18 protein-coding genes are annotated in these 22786 nt (G+C 72.3%); 12 read left to right on the forward strand and 6 right to left on the reverse strand.

Annotated features, from left to right (window positions below):
* The first annotated feature begins 139 nt into the window (after window positions 1-139).
* Together IL992_RS17935 and IL992_RS17940 are read left to right on the forward strand one after the other, a co-directional pair.
* Window positions 140-1915, forward strand: a complete 1776-nt coding sequence (locus IL992_RS17935; protein ID WP_319018629.1) for a bifunctional metallophosphatase/5'-nucleotidase — start codon at window positions 140-142, stop codon at window positions 1913-1915.
* A gap of 157 nt (window positions 1916-2072) precedes the next feature.
* Entirely contained in the window at window positions 2073-3140 is a 1068-nt protein-coding gene (locus IL992_RS17940) for a glycerophosphodiester phosphodiesterase family protein (protein WP_193204508.1), read from the forward strand.
* Window positions 3141-3330: 190 nt separating this feature from the next.
* Here IL992_RS17940 and IL992_RS17945 read toward each other — a convergent pair whose 3' ends face one another.
* The 3 genes from IL992_RS17945 to IL992_RS17955 form a co-directional block, all read right to left on the reverse strand.
* Window positions 3331-4521 carry a Cmx/CmrA family chloramphenicol efflux MFS transporter gene (locus tag IL992_RS17945; protein ID WP_193204509.1) on the reverse strand — a complete coding sequence of 397 codons (1191 nt, stop codon included), beginning with the start codon at window positions 4519-4521 and terminating at the stop codon, window positions 3331-3333.
* 618 nt (window positions 4522-5139) lie between these two features.
* A complete protein-coding gene (folP, locus tag IL992_RS17950; RefSeq protein ID WP_226873292.1) occupies window positions 5140-6021 on the reverse strand; it encodes a dihydropteroate synthase in 882 nt (293 codons plus the stop codon).
* Window positions 6022-6107: 86 nt separating this feature from the next.
* Entirely contained in the window at window positions 6108-6977 is an 870-nt protein-coding gene (locus tag IL992_RS17955) for a LysR family transcriptional regulator (protein WP_193204510.1), read from the reverse strand.
* A gap of 556 nt (window positions 6978-7533) precedes the next feature.
* On the opposite strand from IL992_RS17955, the gene IL992_RS17960 reads away from it, so the two are divergent.
* The 6 genes from IL992_RS17960 (at window position 7534) to IL992_RS17985 (ending at window position 14435) form a co-directional block, all read left to right on the forward strand.
* A complete protein-coding gene (locus IL992_RS17960) occupies window positions 7534-9048 on the forward strand; it encodes a neutral zinc metallopeptidase (protein WP_319018630.1) in 1515 nt (504 codons plus the stop codon).
* Window positions 9049-9486: 438 nt separating this feature from the next.
* A complete protein-coding gene (locus IL992_RS17965) occupies window positions 9487-10845 on the forward strand; it encodes an LCP family protein (protein ID WP_319018631.1) in 1359 nt (452 codons plus the stop codon).
* A gap of 133 nt (window positions 10846-10978) precedes the next feature.
* A complete protein-coding gene (locus tag IL992_RS17970; protein WP_193204512.1) occupies window positions 10979-12340 on the forward strand; it encodes a S8 family peptidase in 1362 nt (453 codons plus the stop codon).
* Between the two features lie 106 nt (window positions 12341-12446).
* Window positions 12447-12698: a hypothetical protein gene (locus IL992_RS17975; RefSeq protein ID WP_319018632.1), complete on the forward strand. Its 252-nt coding sequence runs from the start codon at window positions 12447-12449 to the stop codon at window positions 12696-12698.
* Window positions 12695-13261, forward strand: coding sequence for an AAA family ATPase (locus IL992_RS17980; protein ID WP_193204513.1), 567 nt, complete (start codon window positions 12695-12697; stop codon window positions 13259-13261). The genes IL992_RS17975 and IL992_RS17980 overlap by 4 nt, the downstream gene beginning before the upstream one ends.
* Before the next feature lie 220 nt (window positions 13262-13481).
* Window positions 13482-14435, forward strand: a complete 954-nt coding sequence (locus IL992_RS17985; RefSeq protein WP_319018667.1) for a zinc-dependent alcohol dehydrogenase family protein — start codon at window positions 13482-13484, stop codon at window positions 14433-14435.
* Window positions 14436-14468: 33 nt separating this feature from the next.
* Here the strand turns inward: IL992_RS17985 and IL992_RS17990 are convergent, their stop codons facing one another.
* Both IL992_RS17990 and IL992_RS17995 read right to left on the reverse strand, forming a co-directional pair.
* Window positions 14469-15065 (reverse strand): HD domain-containing protein, encoded by a 597-nt coding sequence (locus tag IL992_RS17990; RefSeq protein ID WP_193204515.1) that lies wholly within the window; start codon window positions 15063-15065, stop codon window positions 14469-14471.
* Between the two features lie 48 nt (window positions 15066-15113).
* On the reverse strand, window positions 15114-15878 hold the full coding sequence (locus tag IL992_RS17995; protein ID WP_319018633.1) for an ion transporter: 765 nt from the start codon (window positions 15876-15878) through the stop codon (window positions 15114-15116).
* A gap of 166 nt (window positions 15879-16044) precedes the next feature.
* Between IL992_RS17995 and IL992_RS18000 the strand changes: the two genes are divergently transcribed.
* Window positions 16045-17943: a serine/threonine-protein kinase gene (locus IL992_RS18000; protein ID WP_193204517.1), complete on the forward strand. Its 1899-nt coding sequence runs from the start codon at window positions 16045-16047 to the stop codon at window positions 17941-17943.
* Window positions 17944-17945: 2 nt separating this feature from the next.
* On the opposite strand, the gene IL992_RS18005 is transcribed toward IL992_RS18000, so the two are convergent.
* Complete coding sequence (locus IL992_RS18005) at window positions 17946-19097, reverse strand: ROK family transcriptional regulator (RefSeq protein ID WP_193204518.1); 1152 nt, start codon at window positions 19095-19097, stop codon at window positions 17946-17948.
* A 241-nt stretch (window positions 19098-19338) separates the two neighbouring features.
* Here IL992_RS18005 and edd point away from each other — a divergent pair, with 241 nt between their 5' ends.
* The 3 genes from edd to eda are packed head-to-tail and all read left to right on the forward strand — an operon-like array spanning window position 19339 to window position 22756.
* Complete coding sequence (gene edd / locus IL992_RS18010; RefSeq protein ID WP_193204519.1) at window positions 19339-21186, forward strand: phosphogluconate dehydratase; 1848 nt, start codon at window positions 19339-19341, stop codon at window positions 21184-21186.
* Complete coding sequence (locus IL992_RS18015; protein WP_193204520.1) at window positions 21183-22142, forward strand: glucokinase; 960 nt, start codon at window positions 21183-21185, stop codon at window positions 22140-22142. The genes edd and IL992_RS18015 overlap by 4 nt, the downstream gene beginning before the upstream one ends.
* Complete coding sequence (gene eda / locus IL992_RS18020) at window positions 22139-22756, forward strand: bifunctional 4-hydroxy-2-oxoglutarate aldolase/2-dehydro-3-deoxy-phosphogluconate aldolase (RefSeq protein ID WP_193204521.1); 618 nt, start codon at window positions 22139-22141, stop codon at window positions 22754-22756. The genes IL992_RS18015 and eda overlap by 4 nt, the downstream gene beginning before the upstream one ends.
* The last annotated feature ends 30 nt before the right edge of the window (window positions 22757-22786 follow it).

Here is a 22786-nt window from a genome sequence, read left to right on the forward strand (position 1 = left end):
TCCGGAGATCCGGAAAGCTGTTTTCGACCCCGCTCGTCCTCCGATCTTCACCTGCCCGGCGGACGCCCGCCCGCCGGACGTCATCTGGAGTTGATCAGATGCCTGCCGCAAGCAAGCACGAGCTAGCGAAGGCATCTACGTGGATCACAACAGCTTCCGGCGCTGGGCGACGGCCACCGCGGCCCTGGCCCTCTCGGTGACGACGGCCCTGCCGGCCGCCGCCGACGCCGCACCGCCGCCGGTGGACGTGCAGCTCCTGTCGTTCACGGACCTGCACGGCTACCTGACGCCGCAGAACGACGCGGCGAACGGCACGGTGAAGGACGCCCAGGGCCAGACGATCGTGGTGGGCGGCGCGCCGTACATCGCCGCCCACCTGAAGAACCTGCGGCAGGGCCACGACAACTCCATCACCTTCACCACGGGCGACGACTTCAGCGGCTGGCCGGTCGAGGTGGCCTACCACCAGGACGAGCCGACCGTCGAGTTCCTCAACTCGATCGGCGTGGAGTTCGCCGCGGTGGGCAACCACGAGCTCGACCGGACGCCGGAGTTCCTCCGCGACCACATGGGCAAGGGTCAGTGCTTCGGTGTCGTCGACGTGGACAGCTGCTTCACCGACTCGACCGGCCGCAGGTTCCACGGCGCGGACTACACGATCTCCTCGGCGAACATCACCCGCAAGGGCTCCACCACACCGATCTTCAAGCCGTACGTGATCAAGCACGTGAAGGTCCACGGCGGCCGGGAGGTCCGGATCGGCTTCATCAACCTGACCACCCCGACGACGGTCGCCGGCTCGACGTCATACCAGCCTGAACTGGACAACCTGCCGCTGGTGGAGACGGCCAACCGGTACGCGGCGGAGCTCAAGCGCCGGGGCGTCGAGGCCATCGTGGCCAACGTGCACGAGGGCGGCTCGGCCGGGGGCTACTACGACGGCTGCACGAACCCGTCGGGCCCGGTCGTCGACTTCGCCAGGCAGGTCTCCCCCGACATCGACGCGATCGTCACGGGGCACTGGCACGCACTGTTCAACTGCACGATCCCCGACCCGGCCGGCAACCCCCGTCCCGTCGTGGAGGCGGCCAACCACGGCCGCCTGATCAGCGAGATCAACCTCAAGATCGACCCGAAGACGGGTGAGGTCATCCGCTCCGCCACCACCGCCGTGAACCACCCGGTCACCCGGGACGTCGCCCCCGACCCGGCGACGGTGCGGCTCGTCGACCACTGGAAGGCCCGGTCCGCGCAGACGGCCGCCCGCCCGGTCGGCAGGATCAGCGGCGACATCACGCGGACCCGCGCCGCCGACGGCGAGAGCACACTCGGCAACCTCGTCGCCGACGTGGAGTACGCGGACGCGCTGCGGACGGCCGGCGGGCCGGTCGATCTGGCGCTGGTGGCCACGGCGCCGCTGAAGGGCTCCGCCAGTCTGCGCGGCGACCTGCGCTTCGCCAAGGGGACCAACCCGGCGGACGCCGACGGCACCGTCCTGTTCGGCGAGGCCTGGGCCACGTACGGCTACGCGAACCCGGTGCTCACCGTCTCGCTCACCGGGGGGCAGATCGAGCAGGCGCTCGAGCAGCAGTGGCAGAAGCAGGCCGACGGCACGGTGCGGTTCGGCCCGCTGGCGGTCTCGGCCAACGTCCGGTACTCCTATGACGCCTCCCGGCCGGTGGGCGACCGGATCGACCCCTCCCGGGTGCTGATCGGCGGCGCCCCGCTCGACCTCGGCCGGACCTACCGGGTGGCCGCCCTCGCGTACACCCTGATCGGGGCGGACGGCTTCGACGCGCTCGCCTCCTTCACCGATCCCGTGCGGGGCTCGCGTGACTACGACGCGTTCCGCGCCTACCTCCAGGCCAACGAGACGGTCGCTCCGCCCGCGCTCGACCGGGTGACCGCGCTCTGACCACGCTCTGATTCAGAGCCGGCGGGGCGGTCTCCCCTTCCGGAGACGGCCCCGTCGTGCACCGTCCCAGAAGACTCCCGCATGTCCCGTCGGCAATGGCGACCGGCCGCCGATCCGGTGTCCCGACGTCGCACCCACCGAACGAACCGGAGCCCCCGTGCACCTTCGCAAGACTCTGTTGAGCCTGGCCCTCGCACCCGCACTCGCCGCGCCCACGGCCGCCCACGCCTCGGCGGCCGGCGGCCCCGGGGTGCTGCCCCAGAAGACCCACTTCGACCTGCAGGCCCACCGCGGCGGGATCGGCATGACGACCGAGGAGTCGCTGGAGGGTTTCGCCAAGGCCCTGCGCCTCGGGGTCACGACCCTGGAGCTGGACACCCACGTCACCAAGGACGAGAAGGTCGTCGTCAACCACGACCGGCAGATCAGTGCCCAGAAGTGCCGCGACACCGGGCCTGTCGTGCCCGGCGACCCGACGTACCCCTACGTCGGCAAGTACATCAAGGACCTGACCCTGGCGCAGATCAAGACCATGGACTGCGGCTACCGGCAGCTGCCCGGGTTCCCCGAGCAGGAGGTGATCCACGGCTTCCGGATGGCCGAGCTCAAGGACGTGCTGGACCTCGTCAAGAGCTACCACGCCAAGCAGGTCACGTTGAACATCGAGACCAAGGTCGAGGCGGGCGCGCCGGAGCAGACCGCACCGCGCGAGCTGTTCGTCCGCCGGGTGTACGAGGAGATCCACGCCTCGGGCATCGAGGATCAGGTCACCATCCAGTCCTTCGACTGGGGCGCGCTGAACGAGATGCACCGGCTCGCCCCGAGCTGGCCGCTGGTGGCGCTCACCAACTACGACTTCCTTCAGGTGGGCAGGCCCGGCGCCTCGCCGTGGCTCGGCGGGCTCGACGCCGACGACTTCGGCGGCGACTTCGTGAAGGCCGCCGCCGCTATCCCCGGCGTCACCGCGCTGTCCCCGGTGTACGGCTTCCCGCAGAACGGGAAGATCAGTGACCCCGGTTTCCGCTTCTACGTGGACGAGGCGATGGTGACGCAGGCGCACGCACGCGGCCTGAAGGTCATCCCGTGGACCTGCGACGACCCGGCGACCATCGAGGCTCTCATGAACATGGGCATCGACGGCGTCATCACCGACTATCCGAACGTCGTCCGCCAGATCATGGCCGACCGCGGCATGCGGCTGCCGAAGGCCTACGAGCCGCGCTGACGATCGCGACCCGATCAGGAGGCGGGGCTCGCGCGACCACGACGCCTTCCGGCCTACCTTCAGGCGAACGAGACGGTCGCTCCCCCCCGCGCTCGACCGCGTGATCGCGCTCCGACCACGCTCTGATTCAGGGCCGGCAGGGCCGCCTCCCTCACCCGGAGGCGGCCCTGTCGCGGCTCACGGTCCGGCGTTACAGGGCGGCATCGCGTGGAGACGAGGTTCTCCCGCCGGTCCTCCCGATCCTTCGCGCCGCCAGGGCCGGGCCCGCCACCGCGAACGCCAGCGCCACCAGCAGCGCACTGACCCAGAGCGGAGATCGGTAGCCCAGCCCCGCGCCGATGGCGACCCCGCCCAGCAGGGGCCCGGCGGTCGCGCCCACGTTGAAGGCGGCGGTCGCGAACGAACCGCCCAGGGACGGCGCGTCGGCCGCCGTGTAGAGCGCCCGCGTGATCAGCGTGGAGCCGACGGCGAACGACAGCGTGCCCTGCACGAAGACGAGCACGAACACCGCCGCCGCGTCGCCCGCGGCCGCGGCGAACACGATCCAGCCGGTCAGCAGGGCCAGGCCGCCGGGTGCCAGCAGCCACATCGGCCGCCGGTCCGCCATCCGGCCGCCGATCGACACCCCCGCGAACGACCCCAGGCCGAAGAGTGCCAGCAGCACCGGCACCCACTGCCGGCCGTACCCGCCGACGTCGGTGACCACCGGAGCCAGGTAGGTGAAGGTGCAGAAGGTGGCGCCGTTCACCAGCGCGCCGAGCAGCAGGGTCACGAGCAGCCGGGGACGGCGCAACGCCCTCAGCTCCCGCCGCGCGTCGGGCACGGCCGCGTCCGATGGCGTGGCCGGAACGGCGCGCGCGACCGCGACGACGGCCGGCACCGAGACGACCGCCACCGCCCAGAACGCCGAGCGCCAGCCCCAGACCTGGCCGAGCATGGCGCCGGCCGGCACCCCGGCGACGCACGCGAGCGTGATCCCGCCGAGCAGTACGGAGGCGGCCCGGCCCTTGGCGCCGGGCCCGGCCATGGCGGTCGCCGTCGCGAGACCCACGGCCAGGAACCCGGCGTTGGCCAGCGCTCCGGCGACGCGGGCGGCCAGCAGAACGCCGAAGCTGGTGGTGACCGCGCCGGCCACGTGCACGATCATGAAGACGGTCAGGAAGACCAGCAGCGCCCGCCGTCTCGGCCACCGCAGGCTGAGGACGGCCGTGAGCGGCGCGCCCACGATCATCCCCACGGCGAAGGCCGACGTCAGCGCCCCGGCGGCCGGGACGGACACCTGCAGGTCACGGGCGATGTCGGGCACCAGGCCCGACAGCATGAACTCGGACGTCCCCTGGGCGAAGACCGCCAGTCCGAGCATGTAGATGGCGATTGGCATGACACTCCACACCGCGTCGTAAGAGGTCGCGAAGGATCGCGAGAGGTCGATGAGGACGCGGTGAGCCACGGCGGACCACAGCCGGACGGCGAGGAGCGTCCAGCCGGGCACACGGGATCACCGCGCGAGGGAACCCGGAGCCCGGCGACGGAAGCACTGCATGACGACGGCGACCGTGCGCGGAGCCCGGGAGAAAACGGCCCGTACGACGGTGATTCGGTGACAGGCACCGCACAGCCGCGCCGCGACGGGCGCGGCAGCACCAGGCGGCAACGGCGGGGCGGCGACGGCCGCGGCGATTCAGCGCGACAAGACAGCGCGGCGAACCAGCGCGAAGAACACAGCGCGGCGGCGGACACAGCGTGACACGCCGGCGCTGCGGCTCAGCGCGCCAGGTGGGCGGTGCGACGACTCAGCGGTGCGACGACTCAGCCACCGAATGACCGGTGGCTAGCGTCTCGACGCCTCGGGGCTCGACATGGCCGACACGTTAGTCACGGCGCGAGCGCCCTGTCCACCGCTTTGATCGCGGCCTGCCGGCGGGCGGTCGTCCATCCGGAATGGCCGCGGCGTCCCGGGCCCTGCCGGAACCCGCGCCAGGACCCCGCAGAGAGCGGGCTAGGACGGAGCGCCGCCGAGGCGGGCGACGACCGCCAGAGCCGTACGGGCGCTCGCCGCGTCGTGGACGCGGAACACCCGGGCGCCCTGCAGCGCCGACACGGCGAGCGTCGCCAGCGTGCCCGCGTGGCGCTCCTCCACGGGCAGGCCGCCCAGCGTCTCGCCGACGAAGTCCTTGTTGGAGACGGCCACCAGCACCGGCCAGCCGGTGCCGGTCAGCTCGCCGAGCCGTTTGCTGACCTCCAGCGAGTGCCACGTGTTCTTGCCGAAGTCGTGAGCCGGGTCGATCAGGATCGCGTCGCGGCGGACGCCCGCGGCGACCGCGCGCTCGGCGAGGTCCGTCGTGTACGCGACCACGTCGGCCACCACGTCGTCGTAGGCGATGCGGTGCGGCCGGGTGCGCGGCTCCACCCGCCCGGCGTGCGCGCACACCAGGCCGATGCCGTACGCCGCGGCGACGTCGGCGAGCTTGGGGTCCACGCCGCCCCAGGTGTCGTTGAGCAGGTCGGCCCCGGCCTCGGCGACGACCTCGGCGACCTCCGACCGCCAGGTGTCGACGCTGATGATCACGTCGGGGTGCCGGTCGCGCACCGCCGCGACGACCTCCGCCACACGGCGTATCTCCTCGGCCGGATCGACCTCCGTGCCGGGACCGGCCTTCACGCCGCCGATGTCCACGATGTCCGCCCCCTCCTCGATCTGGCGGGAGGCGGCGTCGACCGCGGCGGAGAAGGCGTAGGTCGATCCCCTGTCGTAGAAGGAGTCGGGGGTCCGGTTGACCACGGCCATGACCGCGAAGTCGCCGGGACCGAAGGCACGGCCGCGCAGGCGCAGGACGGCCGGCAGGCCGGGCGCCTCGGCGGGCATCGGCGTAGTGGACATCGCCGCCAGCGTACTAGCTGGACGTCGTCCTCTCGCCTGCCCGCCGGAAGCACAGTCGTGGAACGGTCCAATCCCACGGCATACGGTCATGCCGCGGAGCCGCCCTCGGCCAGGGCCACGAAGTCCTGCGCCATCGCGGGCAGCCGCCGCCGGGCGTGCACGACCGCGATGATCTTCCGGAGCGAGGGGTCGAGCGAGCGGACCACCAAACCGGCCCTGGCCGCCTGCTCGCTCATGCCCCGATACCACAGCAGCGAGGCCCGCCCCTCCCGTACGGTCCGCAGCCAGCCCCGGCGCTCGTCGGACTCGACGGCCGGGATCGGGCGGACGCCGTGCGTGGCGAAGATCTGGTCGAACTCCCTGCGGCGGGGGCTGCCGGGGGCGGGCAGCACCAGCCGCATGCCGTCGAGCCGCGTCACGGGGACGGGGTCGGGCAGGTCGAGGCCGGGCGGGGAGATCAGCACGATCTCCTGGCGTTCGAGCGGGTGACTCACCAGGTCGGTGGGCACCGGGAGGTCGGTCAGCCCGAGATCGGCGCGCTGCTCGCGGACCGCGCTGACCACCCCCTCCCGGCCCTCGCACCGCACGATGTGCACCCGGATCCCGGGATGCTCGGCGGCGTAGGCGGGCAGCAGGCGCCCGGCGAGACCGGGCTCCAGGCTCGGCGTGGACGCGATCCGCAGTTCGGCGCCGGAGGCGTTGCCCTGCGTCGCGAGGGCCTCGATCTCGGCCACCGCGTCGAGGGCCTCGCGGGCCAGCTTCACGACCCGGCGTCCCTGGGCGGTTACGACGACCCCGCGGCCCGAGCGCGCGAAAAGCGTCATTCCGAGTTCACGTTCCAGGTCGCGTATCGCGCGGGACAGAGCGGGCTGCGCGATATAGAGCGATCTGGCGGCATCGGTCATGGTGCGGTGCTCCGCAGTGGCGACCACGTAACGGAGCTGCTGCAGATTCATGCGAAAAACGCTAGGGCAGACGAGCCCGGCGATTCCGGAACATCGCAGAGATCACGCTGGTCGATTACACATCGTGCCCGACATCTGCTACATCCGTGATGGATGAGAAAACAGTATTCTTTTGCCCCAAATCCACAAAGGGGGCAATGTCGTGGCGCAGCAGTACCCTCCCCAGGAGCCACCGGGGGAGAGTTCTCCCTATTCCGGGCCGCCGTATTCGCCGCAACCGGAGGCTGTGCCCGGCTCACCGGACGCACCGCGCTTCGCTGACGCGGCGCCGGGGCCGTACGGTCCGCCGGGATGGGGCGGCCCTGAGGGCGGCGCGTGGCAGCCGGGGACCGGCGGGGCCCCCTACCCGCCGCCGCCACAGCCGCAGAACGGCTCCCCGGCGCCGGGAGGCCGGCCTTACGGCGGCCCCTATCCGCCAGGCGCACACCCCCAGGGCCCTGCCGCGTACCCGCAGAACGCCCCGTCCCACGGCCCGGCCCATCCGGCGAACGCCTCGCCGCAGGGCGGTCCCTATCCTTCCGGCGCGCAGTACGGGGCGATCTCGGGCGTGCCACAGGGCGGCGCCTACCCGCCGAACGGTCCATACCCGGGCGCGACGCCCTACCCGGCCGGGGGGCAGTTCCAGGGCGGTGCGCAGTTCCAGGGCGGTGCCGGGCCGCAGCCACAGGCCCCGGCGTGGCCGAACGCGCAGCCCCCCTCTCCCGCGGCGCCCTACGCGCAGTCCTACGCGCCCCCGCCGTCCCCCGCCGCTCCGGCGGGCCCGCCACCCGGCACTCCGTACGCGCCGCCGAACGGAGCGGCGGGCCACCAGGGAGGCCAGGCGTACGCGCCGGGCGGGCCGGCGTACCCGCAGGGCTTCCCCGCATCGCCAGGGAGCACGGCCGCCCCCGTCCCATCGCAGGGCATGCCGTTCCAGGCGGCGCCACACTCGCCGCCGCAGGCAGCACCGCAGCCGGCGCCACCCCAGGGGACGCCGTTCCAGGTGCCGCCGCCACCACAGACGGCGCCGCCGCAGGGGCCGGGGTGGGCGCCGCAGCCTCCGCCTCCCCCGCGCGGGCCTGCCGCCCCCTATCCGCCGCCCGCCTGGCGCCCGCCCCGCCGCAAGTCCGGCGCGGGGGCGGTCGTCGGCGCGCTCCTGGGCGTGCTGGCGCTGGTCTTCGTGCTCGTCGTGGTCGTGAGCGCGCTGGCCGGCCTGTCGGACCACGATGAAACGGTCTCGCCGGTCGCGATCCCGACCTTCACCTTCTCGCCGTTCCCCTCGGACGAAGCCACCAGGGACACCGAACCGACCCGGAAGCCCACCTCGAAGCCGACGTCGCAGCCCACGACGCGGCCGACTCCGGTGCTCAACCGCACGACGAAGAACAACACCGTCTATCGGGCCGGGTCGCTGGCGAAAACGAACTGCCGGGCCGGGAACGCCAGCATCTACAACCACGCCCAGTTCAAGGCGCTGATCCTCAAGACCGGCGCCTGTATGGGCAAGGCGTGGGCGCCGGCGCTGAAGCGGGTCGGGATCGACTGGAGCCCGCCGAAGTACATGATCGCGGCCCGCAAGGGCAGGGGCGCGTGCGGCGACTATCCCTCCCCCGGCAGCAACGTGCCCTACTACTGCCCGAGCAACGCCACGATCTACGCCTCCACCTCGGCCATGGCGAGGGAGTACGGCTCGCTCGGGTCGTGGAACGGGATCATCATCAGCATGATGGCCCACGAGTACGGCCACCACATCCAGAGCCTGTCGGGCATCTCCGACTCCTGGTGGCGGCAGACGCTCGACTCCGGCTCGCGCAGCGGCAAGATGGCGCTGAGCCGCCGGCACGAACTGCAGGCGACGTGTTTCGGCGGCATGTTCATGCGGTCGGTCGCCGCCTCGTATCCGATCGACGCCACCCGGCGCAACACGCTGCTGTGGGCGTACGGCCACCTGGGCGACCAGCCGGGAGGGCCGCGCGACCACGGGAACACGCGCAGCAACGCCGCCTGGTTCCGTCAGGGGTACACCCGCCCGCTGGCCTACCAGTGCAACACCTGGGTGGTCGGCTCCAGTTACGTGTCATGATCGGCCCTCTGGTTTACGTCTACCTTGTCCGGATATGGGGGTTAGAATCCCTAGCCACAGCTTCGAGGGAGAGAGCGGTGAACCATGCGAGGCGGGGGTCCCGCTGACGAGGCCGGGGGGCCCGGGGAAGGCCAGCGGCCAAGTCAGCACAGCGAAGGCCCAGGTCAGCCCAGCGGAAACGCAGGTCAGCGCAGCGGAAACACAGGTCAGCGCAGCGAAGGCGCAGGGCGACGTGGCGGGAGTGGGAACGGCAAGGAACCCACGACGAGCCCGCCGCCCGCATCGGCCACGCGCCCCAAAGGGCCGCGTTTCGGCCCTCCGCTGACCACCGCCTCCCTCATCGGCTGGACGGCGCTGTCGGCCGTCCTGCCCGGTGCGGCCCACCTGCGGTCGGGCAACCGCCGCACCGGGATCGCGCTGCTGGCGACGTTCGGCGTCGTGCTGGTCGCTCTTGTGGTCCTGGTCCTGCGCCTGAAGAACAATGCGGGGGTCGTGCTGCGCGGCAGCACGATGACCGCCGTCATGGCCGGCGCCGCCGTCTGCGCGCTCGCCTGGTTCGCGCTCGTGCTCCTGTCGTTCGTCGCCCTGCGCCCGCAGCGCCTGTCGCAGACCGGGCAGGTGGTGTCCGGCATCGTCGCGGGCGTGCTGTGCGTGGCCGTCATGGCCCCGTTCGCCTTCACCGCGAACACGATCAGGACGGCCAGCCAGTTACTCGACGACGTCACGGCTCCGGTGGAGGGCTCGACCCCCGCCCCCGTACACGCCGAGGACCCGTGGAACGGCCGCACGCGGGTGAACTTCCTGCTGATCGGCGGCGACGCGGCGGGCAACCGGGTCGGGGTGCGCACCGACTCGATGACCGTGGCCAGCGTGAACATCGCCACCGGCAACACCGTCCTGTTCAGCCTGCCGCGCAACCTCCAGTACGTCCGCTTCCCCCCGACCAGCCCCCTGCACAAGGTGTTCCCCAACGGCTTCAACGCCGAGGGGCAGGGGCTGCTCAACTCCGTCTGGTACTACGCCGACAACAATCCCCAGGTCATGGGCGGCAAGAACAGGGGCGCGCAGGCGTTGAAGGACGCCATCGGCTACACCCTGGGCCTGCGCATCGACTACTACGCGATGGTCGACATGTACGGCTTCGCGGCCCTGATCGACGCGGTCGGCGGGCTCAAGATCCGAGTCGAGCAGGACGTCAAGTGGGGCGGGAAGTTCGGCACCGCCGGGACCATCAAGGCCGGTTACCGGACGCTCAACGGCGAGGAGGTGCTCTGGTATGGCCGCTCCCGAGTGGACAGCGACGACTTCTCCCGCATGGCCCGCCAGCGCTGCGTCATCGGCGCGCTCGCGCAGCAGGTCACCCCGGCCACGGTGCTCGCGAACTTCAGCAAGATCGCCGCGGCGGCCCGGCACATGTTCCGCACCGACATCCCCCGCGACCTGCTTGAGCACCTCGTCCCGCTCGGCATGAAGGTGCGGAGCGCCAAGATCACGAGCCTCCAGTTCGTGCCGCCGCTCATCTACACGGGCAACCCGGACTGGGTCAAGATCAGGCAGCTGACCAAGGACGCGATCCGGGAGTCGATGTCCGACCGGAACATCGTCGCGGCCACCGCCTCGCCGATGACGTCCGCCGGCTCGGCGGCGTCCGCCACCCCCTCCGGCTCGCTCTCTCCGTCCGCGTCGCCGAGCCCGTCCGTCTCCCGTACGCCGGTCGTCGCCGGGGCGAGCCCCCGCAAGACGCCCACCACCAACGACAAGGCGGCCAAGAGCCTGTCGGAGCTGTGCGGCTTCTGAGCGAGGGCTTCTGACCGGGCCACACCGGAGGGTTTTTCCGCGAAGGCGTGGACGCCGCCTCCCGGATGCAGCAAGGTTGTCACGTAACGTATCCACCCAGTCACGATCCGCCTAGTAACGGAGTGGACTCGTCGTGCGCGTACTCATCCAGTTGCGTCCGTCCCCCGACCTGGTCGCCGCCGTCGCCGACCCGTCGGTCCCGTCGATGGCGTCGGACGTGGCCGACGGCCTGCCCGGGGTCGTCCTCGACCACTCGTACGCCCCCGTGGCCGTGCCCCGCCCGATGCCCGCGTCCCCCGGCGGCGACCCGCTGTCGCTCAACCAGCCGCTGGTCTTCTCCCTGGCGCCCCAGGACGCCTCGGTCGTGGTCCGCGGGGAGATCGCCGACGACGAGGTCACCAGCAGGGTCGCCCTCCTGCCCGCGGCCCGCCGCGACGTGGTCGCGGTGTACGCCGACCCGGCGATCGAGACCACGCTCACCTGCGGGGGCGACCCCGCCGTCGGCGACTGGCACGACGTCGGACGGCTGCTGCGCGTGCCCGACCTGACGGCCGAGGGGCTGGACGGCTCCGGCGTCCCCCTCGCGGTCATCGACACCGGCATCAACGCGGCGTACGTCAAGGCCGCCCGCGGCTACGACGTGACAGTGGATCACGAGCGGAGCTGGAGCCCCCAGAGCGTCTCCGGAACCCCGGGGGACTTCCCGGTCGACCATGGCACGATGTGCGCCTTCGACGCGCTCATCGCCGCGCCCAAGGCGTCGCTCGTGGACGTGCCCGTGCTGCTGTCGCGGCGGCAGGGCGGCTCGACGCTCGACGGCCTGCTGTCCGACGCGATCGCCGCGTACGCCCACCTGCGCGAGGTCCTCGACGCCCAGCCCGCCGAGTCGCGGGCGCTCGTGGTGACCAACAGCTGGGGGTCGTTCTCCCCGCGCTGGGACTTCCCGCCCGGACACCCCGGCAACTACTCCGACAACCCGGCCCATCCGTTCAACCTGATCGTCGGCAGCCTGGCCGAGGCGGGGGCGGACATCCTGTTCGCCGCGGGCAACTGCGGGACGCAGTGCCGCGACGGCAGGTGCGCCTACCCCGACCGGCCCATCGTCGGGGCCAACTCCCATCCCCGCGCGCTGTCGATCGGCGGAGTCGACACGACGGGAACGCGGGTGGGCTACTCCTCGCAGGGCCCCGGGCGGCTGACCGCGCGCAAGCCTGACGTCTGCGCCTACACGCACTTCGCCGGCTCGGGCGCGCTCGGCGACGGCGAGCCCGACTCGGGCACCTCGGCGGCCTGCCCCGTCGCGGCCGGGCTGGTCGCCGCCGTCCGCTCCCGCTGGCCCTCGACGGTGCTGCCGCCCGCCCAGCTCCGGACCCTGCTCCGCCGGACGGCCGATGATCGCAGTGCCGTAGGGTATGACCACGACTACGGATACGGCGTGGTGGACGCCGCCGGCGTCATCGCCGCGTTGCGCCGCCGAGCCGCGAAAGCGGCCTGAGAACGCAGCGCCGCGAAGGCGGCCTGACAACCACAGCGCCGCGAAAGCGGTCTGAGGCCGCCGCGCCGTCCGGTGACGAGACGTCCAGCAGGGGGAGGCGGGACCGGTGGCCAAGGTGCTCATCACCGTGCGGCTTGCCGCGCCCGCGACGCTGGAGGCCGCGATGCGGCGGCTCGGCCTCGCCGAGGACGAGGTCGACACCGCGTACGGCCTGGTGCCGGTCGATCCCGGCAGGAACCTGTACGTCCTGCGGGTGACGGAGGACGCCGGACGGCGCGTCGGCGACTCGGGCGCCGGGACGGCCGACGGCGGGCCGTACTCCGATCCGCCCATCGAGCCCTACGGCCCGCCGCGATGACCGCTCCCGTCTGGGTGGTGTCCGGTCCGCCGGGCGCGGGCAAGTCGACCGTCTGCGACCTGCTGCTGGCCCGCCTCGACCCGGTGCCCGCCCTGCTGGACAAGGACACGATGTACGGCGGCTTCGTCGAGGCCACGCTCGCCGCGTACGGCAGGCCGCCGGGCGAGCGTGAGGGGCCGTGGTACGACGAGCACGTCAAGCGGCACGAGTACACCGGCATGACGGCGACGGCCAGGGAGATCCGTTCCCACGGCTGCCATGTGATGCTCGGCGGGCCCTTCACCTCCCAGGTGCACGACGCGGCGCTCTGGCACGCGTGGGTGGACGCGCTGGGCGGGCCCGAGGTGCGTCTGGTCTGGATCCGCTCCGACGGCCCGACGCTGCGTGAGCGGCTGATCCGCCGGGGCCTCGCCAGAGACGGGCAGAAGCTGGAGAGGTTCGCCGAATACCTGCGCGCCATCCGCGTCGACGAACCGCCCGCCGTGCCGTACGACGAGGTCGACAACCGCCTCGGCGCGCCCCCGCTGGAGGCCCAGATCGACCGGCTGCTGACGAGGGCGTAGGCGTCTTCATACGTTCTTGCCGCCGCGAACGCGGGATGTGAGGCAAACGGCCGGTCACCGTTCTCACTTCAGCTGAGCGGACGGCGCCGCCCGTTACGGTCCAACGCATGGAAGCCGCGCGCTTCTTCGAGTGCGCCTTCACCGGGCTTCCACGCGCCCGGCGCGCGGCGCCCGGGCCGGTACCGATCGATCCCAGAACACGGAGACGACGTTGAAAGCAGTGGTGATCCAGGCGTTCGGAAGTCCCGAAGGTTTGGCGGTCATCGACCTCCCCGCCCCGGCTCCCGCCGCCGGACAGGTGCTGATCGCCACCGAGGCGATCGGCCTCGGCGGCGCGGACGCCGTGATCCGGAGCGGTGCTCTGGCTGCCTACGGTTTCACGGAAGGCCTCATCCCCGGCAGCGAGGTGGCGGGCACCGTGACCGCCGTCGGCGACGACGTCGACACCTCATGGATCGGTCGGCGGGTGTGGGCGTTCACCGGCGTGGGCGGCGGCTACGTCGAGCGGGCGATCGCTCCGCTCGAGGAGATCCTTCCCCTCCCCGCGAACCTGTCCGCCGTCGACGCCGTGACGCTCGGAAGCGCCGGTGTGGTGGCCCACTTCGGCCTTTCCCATGCCCACTTCGCTCCCGGCGAGTCGGTGCTGGTGCGCGGCGCGGCCGGCAGCATCGGGATCATGACGGTCCAGCTCGCGGCTCGTGGTGGTGCCGGCGCGGTGGCGGTCACGACGTCGTCGGCCGAGCGCGGCGAGCGCCTGCGCGCGCTCGGCGCGACCCACGTGCTGGACCGCTCCGGCGAGGGAGGCGAGGAGGCTCCCGCGGGCTACGACGTCATCATCGACATCGTCGCCGGCGCGGACATGCCTTCTTTCTTCGACAAGCTCAACCCGAACGGCCGCCTGGTGGCCGTCGGCGCGGTCGGAGGCCAGCCGCCGGCGGACTTCGGCACGACGATGATGGCGTCGTTCCGGAAGTCGATGTCGTTCGCCACCTTCAGCGCCGACACGGTGGCCGGACCCGCTCGGCGTGCCGTGAGGATCGAGCAGTTCGCCGCTGCCGGCCGCGGCGCGTTGCGCACGGTGGTGCACGAGGTGCTGCCGTTGGAGCACGCCGTGTCGGCGCACCGGAAGATGGACGCCGGCGAGGTGTTCGGCAGGATCGTGCTGACGCCGTAGCCCTCGCGGCTCACGCCGGTCGCCGTTCACCGGTCACATGATCTCATGGCCGTACGCGGCGGCGAGCGGCCGCAGGTCGGGGACGCCGAAGGCGGCGCACATCGACGCGAATGTCTCGGCCTTGTCGTCGCCGTACCGGCGGACGTGGGCCGCGTAGACGTCGGCGGTGACGAATCTCGGCGGGTCGGTCTTGCTGTGGAACTTGTCCGCGAACATCACGAGCTCTTCCTCGGCCGACTCCGCGAGATAGTCGCGGGGAGGCAGGGGCAGGCCCTGTCGCAGCACGTCCTCCCGGGTGATCCCCACACCCGTGTGGTGAGAGCAGAAGCGGCACAGGATCTCGGGTAAGCCCTCCCCGCGGAGCAGTTCGTGACCGAGGACGCCGTGGCGCACGTATCCGGCGTGGTCGAGCCGTCCGTCCTCGTCGTAGAGCAGGTAGACGCCGATGTCATGCAGCAGGCTTCCGGCCCGCACCAACTCGGCGTCGACGTCGAGTCCGGCGCGGTCGGCCAGTCGCAGGGCGACCGCGCAGACGATCTCGCAGTGGGTGTGCACGAGCTCGAACGCTTCCTCCGTGGGCGCGTGTTTCGCGTGCAGTGCGCGGATCTCAGCGTCCGTCGGAAGCCGCATACGGCGGAGTCTAGCAAGCGACGATCATGGGCGATCGGATCCCTGCCGTCAGGAGGGCACCCGTTCGCCCAGGCTCTCGCGCAGACCCCTGATCTCCTCGCGCAGGGCCGACAGCTCGGCGAGCGTCGAGCGGTCGTCCCTGGCCTCCTCCTCCATCGCGCTCACCACGACCGCGATGAAGAGGTTGAGCACGACGAACGTGCAGACCAGCACGAACACGACGAAGTAGATCCACGACGAGGGATGGCTCTCCATCAACTCGCGGTTGATATCCGACCAGCCGTCGCCCGTCATCACCTGGAACAGCGTGTACAGCGACGTGGGCAGGTCGCCGAAGTACTCGGGCGCGGCGGCGCCGTACAGCTTGGTGCCCATGACGGCGGCGACGTACAGGACGAGGCCGAGCAGGACGACGATCGAGGTCATCCCGGGAATGGCGGTGAGCAGCGCGGAGACCACCCGGCGCAGCGACGGCACCACCGAGATCAGCCGCAGCGCCCGCAGGACGCGCAGGGCTCGCAGCACCGACAGGCCGCCCGCGGTGGGCAGGAACGAGAAGCCGATGATCACCAGGTCGAAGACGTTCCAGGCGTCGCGGAGGAACCGCCACCCGTAGACGTAGATCTTGGCCAGAATCTCCGCGACGAAGACGTACAGGGCGACGTGGTCGGCGACGTGCAGTTCCGTGCCGTAGCGCGCGACCGCTTCGGCGGAGGTCTCGACGCCCAGCGTGGCCGCATTGAAGAGGATCACCACGGTGATCGCCTGCTGGAACCGCCGCGACTCGATCAGGCGGCGGACACGTTCACGCACGAAGGACTCCTGGGGGGCCATGAAAGATCGCCACAGAGCCTAGTGCCACCGTCAGACAATTCCGCTCCGCCCCGGCCGTGGCCGGCCCGATCGAGCGCCTGGACGGGACGGGTGCTTTCGCTACGCTGGCGCCGCAGAGCCGTGGTCGCGATGGATGAGGGGCTGCATGGCCGAAAGTCCGTTACGTGCCGGAGACCCCGAACGGCTGGGTGACTACCGCCTCGTGGGCCGCCTGGGGGAAGGCGGCCAGGGCGTGGTGTATCTCGGCGAAACCGCCGCCGGGGAGAGGGTGGCGGTGAAGGTCGTGCGAGCGCGGCCGTCCATCGGCGTTCCCACGCCCTTCGCCAGGGAACTGGCCGCGGCACGCCAGGTGGCCGAGTTCTGCACGGCGCGCATCGTCGACGCCAGGCTGGACGCCGACCCGCCCTACATCGTGAGCGAGTTCGTCGACGGCCCGTCGCTCCAGCAGGTGATCGAGAGCGGCGGGCCGCTCACGGGCGCGGTGCTGCATCGGCTGGCCATCGGCACCATCACCGCCTTGGCGGCCGTCCATGGAGCGGGGGTGGTGCATCGCGACTTCAAGCCGAGCAACGTGCTGGTCGGCCCCGACGGGCCGCGCGTCATCGACTTCGGCATCGCCCGGCTGGTCGACGCCTCGACCACCACCGGCCTCCCGGCCGGCACGCCGCCATATATGGCGCCCGAGCACTTCCACGGCGACAGAATCGGGCCTCCGGCGGACGTGTTCGCCTGGGGCTCCACCATCACGTACGCCGCCACGGGGGCGCCGCCGTTCGGCCGGGACACGCCCGCGGCCATCGCCTACCGGATCGTGCAGGGCGAGCCCGTCCTCGGTGACCTGGCGGGCGGGCTGCGTGATCTGGTGACACGCTGCCTGGACAAGGACCCGGCGCGACGGCCGACCGCCCGCGAGGTCCTCCTGAGCCTCTTGGACGACGTGCCGTCCTCCGGCGGGGACGTCGCTGCGCTCCAGATGGGCCGGCAGGCGGCGATCGGACAGGCCCCCGATCTCCTCGCGCCGGGGACGACGGGCGGCGGGGAGCGCCGGCTCCCCCGCCGGGCGCTGCTGGCCGGCGCGGGAGCGGTGGTCGCGGCCCTCGCGGGCACCTGGATCGCGGTCGCCCGTCTGCCTGACCGGACCGGAGCCGGCGGCGCCGGGCCGTCCGCGTCGGGCCCGTCCCCGTCGGGCCCGTCCGCGTCGGGGCCGTTTGCTTCGGGGCCGGGGGCATCGCCCGTGCCTACGGCCGCGTCCGGCTCCTCCTCCCTCGCCGCGGGCGGACCCACCGCGCGCGTCCCCGCCTCGCAGGCCTCCACGGCCGGCGGGACCACTTCACCGTCGGCGAGCCCGGCCCGTACGTCCGTGCCGCCCCCGGCCGTGGCTCCCGGGACTCCGGCGGAGCTGGGCGCGGCGATCGACGCCGCCGTCACGGCCACTCCTTCCGCGAGGTTCGCCTGCACGGGGGCGTTCACCGAGAGCGACACCTACCTGGAGGCCGACGGCCGATACACCCATGATCCCGCAGGCCGGTACGACGGCAGCTCCTACGACATGCGCGTCACCTATCCGGGGAGCGAGCGGAAACGCGTCGTCGTCATCGCCGACGACGTCCACCTTCCGAACGGCGAGAGGCTGCCACTGGATCTCGACCCGCAGGGGCCGGCCGCCCGTGGGCGCGACGGCGCGGCGGCGGGCGCCGCGCTCTTCATCCTCGTCGGCTCGATCCCCACGATCCTGACCCTTGTCGGCGCCACCCCGAGGGTCTACCGCTCGGGGAAGGACGGCAGGACGTACGCGGGCGGTGTCCAGGTCGCGGACGCCGGTTACGTGCTGCGCGAATTCCTCGCGCGCTGGCTCAGCCCGGCGAGGGGTCTGGACAGGTCCCGCATCTCGTACATCGTGACGCTCGACCAGGAGGACCTGCCGGTCAGGTTCGTGTTCACCTGGAAGGCGTCCGTGCCGCAGTTGGGACTGCTCTCGTCGTCATTCACGACGACCTACCGTGAGTGGGGCCCGGCCCGGCCGATCGTCGCCCCGGCTTCCTGAAATCAGCGGGCGGCGGCGTCGACGGCCTGGGCCGACAGGACGTGGTCGAGGACCATGAGGGCGCAGCCGGTGATGCCCGCGCCGGGCCCGAGGCGGCTGCGCTCGATGCGCAGGCTGCGGGTGGCGAGCTGGGTGGAGCGCCGGTAGACGACCTCGCGCACCCCTGACACCAGCGGCTGGAACATCTCGGCGACGTCGCCGCCGAGGACCACGACGGCGGGGTTGAGCAGGTTGACCGCGCCCGAGATGACCTCGCCGAGCCAGCGGCCGGCCTGCCGCACCACCGCCATGGTCTCCGCGTCGCCGGCCCGGACCAGGGCGGTCACGTCGGCGAGCGACATCACGTCGCGGCCCTTGGCCCTCAGGTCGCGCAGGATCGCGGTGCCGCTGGCGACCGAGTCGACGCAGTCGAGGTTGCCGCAGCGGCACAGCACGCCCCCGCCGTCCCGCACGGGGATGTGGCCGATCTCCCCGGCCGCGCCGAGCGCGCCGCGCAGAATGCCGCCGCCGGAGATCACCCCCGCACCGATGCGGGTGGAGACCTTCACGAACAGCAGGTCGTCGAGTTCGGAGGCGTAGACGACCCGGTGCTCGCCCATGGCGATGACGTTCACGTCGTTGTCCACGAGCACCGGCACGCGGAACCGCTCGGCGATGATCGGCGGGATCACCACGCCGGTCCAGCTCGCCATCACGCGGGCGCTCTCGACCCGTCCGGCGGCGAACTCCACGGTCGCCGGCACGCCCAGCCCGATGCCGACGACGTCGTCCCGCCCGTCGAGCAGCTTCTCCCAGGTGTCCATGAGCAGGGGCAGGACGACCCCGGGCCCCTCCTCGACGTCGATGTCCAGGTCGGTGCGGTGCAGCACCTCGCCCGCGAGGTCGCACAGCGCGATCTGGGTGCGGCGGGCACCGAGCGAGGCCACCGGGACGACTCCCCCGGAGGTGGCGAAGCGCAGCCGTACGGGCGGGCGGCCCCCGGTGGACGGCCCCTCGGCGTCCTCCACGATCAACCCGCGCTGGAGCAGGTCGGCGACGCGGTGCGCGACGGCCGGGCGGGACAGGCCCGTCACACGGCCGATGTCGGCGCGCGTCACCGCCTCCCCGCTCCGGATGAGCTGGAGGACCTCGCCGGTGGTGGCTAAACGTGACATCGAGCGTAAGTGAAGCACAGAAGCTCACCGAAGTTCAACGACTTATTCATTTCGAGTTACAAAAGTGGGCTTGAAAAGTCGCATAACTTCCCGATACTGTCCCATCCGTGCCTGATCGACACCTGGTGCCCGATCAACGGATCGGGGGCCGGACGTGCCGCCAGGCGCACGTCCCGGGACGAAGGCCCCGGGGCGAGTTGGACCCCGCCTCGCGGCGGCCCCGGCAGGAGGAGGACCTTCCGTGACGAACCCCGTTATCACCGAGGTCACCGAGCGCGTCGTCGCGCGCAGCCGGGAAAGCCGCAGGGCCTATCTGGAGCGGGTGCGCCGCGCCGGGGCCGAGCTGCGTGAGCGGGGGCCGGCCCGGGGGCGGCTCGGCTGCGCCAACCTGGCCCACGGCTTCGCCGCCGCGCCCGCCGAGGACAAGCTCGACCTGCGCGGTACGGCGAAGCCCGGGGTGGCCATCGTGACGTCGTACAACGACATGCTGTCGGCGCACCAGCCGTACGAGACCTACCCGCCGGAGCTGAAGCGGGCGGTCCGGGAGGCGGGCGGCGTGGCGCAGGTGGCGGGCGGCGTGCCCGCGATGTGCGACGGCATCACCCAGGGCCGGGCGGGCATGGAGCTGTCGCTCTACAGCCGCGACGTGATCGCGATGGCGACGGCGATCGCGCTGTCGCACGACATGTTCGACGCGGCCCTGCTGCTCGGGGTCTGCGACAAGATCGTTCCGGGGCTGCTCATCGGCGCCTTACGCTTCGGGCACCTACCGGCGATATTCGTCCCCGCGGGGCCGATGACCTCCGGCCTGCCGAACAAGGTCAAGGCCAGGGCGCGGCAGGCCTTCGCGGAGGGCAAGATCGGCCGCCTGGAGATGCTCGACGCCGAGGCGGCCTCCTACCACTCCCCCGGCACCTGCACGTTCTACGGCACCGCCAACTCCAACCAGCTCCTCATGGAGGTCATGGGCCTCCATCTGCCGGGGGCGACGTTCGTCAACCCGCACACCGAGCTGCGGCACGCGCTGACCGCGGCGGCGGCGCGGCGGGCGGTCGAGATCACCCCGCACGGCGAGGAGTACACGCCCGTCGCCGAGGTCGTGAGCGAGAAGGCGATCGTCAACGCGGTCGTCGCGCTGCTCGCCTCGGGCGGCTCCACCAACCACACGATGCACCTGGTCGCCATGGCGGCGGCCGCCGGCATCGAGCTGACCTGGGACGACATGGCCGCCCTGTCCAAGGTCGTGCCGCTGATCACCCGCATGTACCCCAACGGCCAGGCGGACGTGAACCACTTCCAGGCCGCGGGCGGCATGGCGGTGTTCATCGGCGACCTGCTGGACGCCGGGCTGCTCCACGAGGACGTGCTCACGGTCGCCGGGCACGGCCTCGGCCTCTATCGGTCTGTCCCGGTGCTCAAGGAGGGCGGGGTGCTCAAGGAGGGTGCGCTGGTCTGGGAGGAGCGGACCGAGCCCAGCGCCGACACCGAGGTCCTCCGGCCGGTCGCCGAGCCGTTCTCCCCCGACGGGGGCATCCACATGCTGTCGGGCAACCTGGGCCGGGCGGTGAGCAAGGTCTCCGCCGTCAAGCCCGAGCACCTGGTGATCGAGGCCCCCGCCAAGGTGTTCGACGACCAGCTCGACCTGCTCGCCGCGTTCGAGCGGGGCGAGCTCGACGGGCAGGACTTCGTCGCGGTCGTCCGCTACCAGGGCCCCCGGGCCAACGGCATGCCGGAGCTGCACAAGCTCACGCCGCCGCTGGCCGTCCTGCTCGACCGCGGCCAGAAGGTGGCCATCGTCACCGACGGCCGCATGTCCGGCGCCTCGGGGAAGGTCCCCGCGGCGATCCACCTGTCTCCCGAGGCCGCCGACGGCGGGCCGATCGCGCTGCTGCGCGACGGCGACGTGATCCGCCTCGACTCGGCCGACGGGACCCTCACCGTGCTCGCCGACCTCACCGGGCGTACGCCGGAGGGCGCGCCGCTGACCGACGAGCAGTGGGCCGGCACCGGCCGCGAGCTGTTCGCCTCCTTCCGCCGCTCGGTCGGCCCGGCCGAGCGCGGGGCGAGCGTCTTCGGAGGTGCCGCGTGAGCCTTCCCTGGCTGGTCGCGGACATCGGCGGAACCAACGCCAGGTTCGGTTTGGTGACCCGGCCCGGAGGGCAGCCGGAGGCGGTAGCCGTACTCGACGTTTCCCAGCATCTCGGCCTTGCCGATGCCGTAGCCGCCTATCTCGCAGACCATGCGGGCGGAGTTCGGCCGGGGGCCGCGTGCCTGGCGATCGCCGGTCCGGTCGACAGAGACCGGTACCGGCTGACGAACGCGGGATGGTCGGGGTCCGTGGAGGAGCTCGGCATCCCGCGTACGGTGCTGCTCAACGACTTCGAGGCGCTGGCGATCTCGCTGCCGCATCTGGCGGGGGACGACCTCGTGCCGCTCGGCGGCCCGCCGCCGACCGCCGGCCTGACGAAGGCCGTGCTCGGGCCCGGCACCGGGCTCGGCGTGGCCGGTCTTGTCCCCGTGCGGGAGGGCTGGCAGCCGGTGCCCGGCGAGGGCGGGCACGTGGCGGTCCCCGCCGTCACGGACCTGGAGATGGAGATCGTCCGGGCGCTGCGCGCGGACGGCCTGCCGTACGTGGACGCCGAGCACCTGCTGTCGGGCACCGGGCTGCCGCGCCTGCACCGCGGGCTCGCGCTCGTGCGCGGCGTCGCGCCTGAGGCCCGTACGGCAGCGCAGATCACCTCCTCGGACGACCCGCTGTGCGCCGAGACCGTGGAGGTCTTCCTCGCCCTGCTCGGCGGCTTCGCCGGCGGCGTGGCGCTCACCCTCGGCGCGCGGGGCGGGATCTACCTGGGCGGCGGCGTGCTGCCCCGCCTGGTCTCGCGGATCCCCGGCAGCGCGTTCCGGGCCCGGTTCGAGACGACCGCGCCGGCGCTGACGGAGTACGCCGCCGCGATCGCCACCGTTCTGATCATCGCCGAGCAACCCGCGCTGACGGGTGCGGCCGCCTGGCTCGCCCAACGAAACCCCGATGTGGAGTTTGTATGAGCAACCTTCTCGACCTCGCGCCGGTCGTCCCGGTGGTCGTCCTCGACGACGCCGAGAGCGCCGTCCCCCTCGCCCGGGCTCTGGTGGCGGGCGGGCTGCCGGTCATCGAGGTCACGCTGCGCACCCCGGCCGCCCTCGACGCGATCCGGCGGATCGCCGCCGAGGTGCCGGAGGCCGTGATCGGCGCGGGCACCGTGCGCTCGCCCGAGGACGTGGAGGCCGCGACCGGGGCCGGCGCCCGCTTCCTCGTCTCCCCCGGCACCACGCCCGGCCTGCTCGCGGCCATGCTCGCCGCGGGCGTGCCGTTCCTGCCGGGCGTCGCCACGGCCACCGAGGCGATGACGCTGGCCGAGCGCGGCGTGCGCGAGCTGAAGTTCTTCCCGGCCGAGCCGGCCGGCGGCGTCGCCTACCTCAAGTCGCTGAACGGCCCGCTGCCGGACGTGCGGTTCTGCCCCACGGGCGGGATCACCCCGTCGAACGCCCCGGCCTATCTCGCCCTGCCGAACGTCGGCTGCGTCGGCGGAAGCTGGCTCACGCCGCGCAGCCTGGTGGCGGCGGGCGACTTCGCCAGGATCGAGAAGCTCGCGTCCGAGGCCGCCGCGCTGCGCCCATGAGCGCCGGGCCCGCGCTGTGCCCAAGAGCGC

The organism is Microbispora sitophila (genome assembly GCF_014892245.1).
GTDB lineage: Bacteria > Actinomycetota > Actinomycetes > Streptosporangiales > Streptosporangiaceae > Microbispora > Microbispora siamensis.

Bases quoted from the DNA above. Each gene is read 5' to 3' on its own strand.
- IL992_RS18005 (WP_193204518.1), bottom strand. From the start codon at position 19,097: ATGTCACGTTTAGCCACCACCGGCGAGGTCCTCCAGCTCATCCGGAGC.
- IL992_RS17945 (WP_193204509.1), bottom strand. From the start codon at position 4,521: ATGCCAATCGCCATCTACATGCTCGGACTGGCGGTCTTCGCCCAGGGG.
- folP (WP_226873292.1), bottom strand. From the start codon at position 6,021: ATGTCCACTACGCCGATGCCCGCCGAGGCGCCCGGCCTGCCGGCCGTC.
- eda (WP_193204521.1), top strand. From the start codon at position 22,139: ATGAGCAACCTTCTCGACCTCGCGCCGGTCGTCCCGGTGGTCGTCCTC.
- IL992_RS17955 (WP_193204510.1), bottom strand. From the start codon at position 6,977: ATGAATCTGCAGCAGCTCCGTTACGTGGTCGCCACTGCGGAGCACCGC.
- IL992_RS17980 (WP_193204513.1), top strand. From the start codon at position 12,695: ATGACCGCTCCCGTCTGGGTGGTGTCCGGTCCGCCGGGCGCGGGCAAG.
- IL992_RS18000 (WP_193204517.1), top strand. From the start codon at position 16,045: ATGGCCGAAAGTCCGTTACGTGCCGGAGACCCCGAACGGCTGGGTGAC.
- IL992_RS17990 (WP_193204515.1), bottom strand. From the start codon at position 15,065: ATGCGGCTTCCGACGGACGCTGAGATCCGCGCACTGCACGCGAAACAC.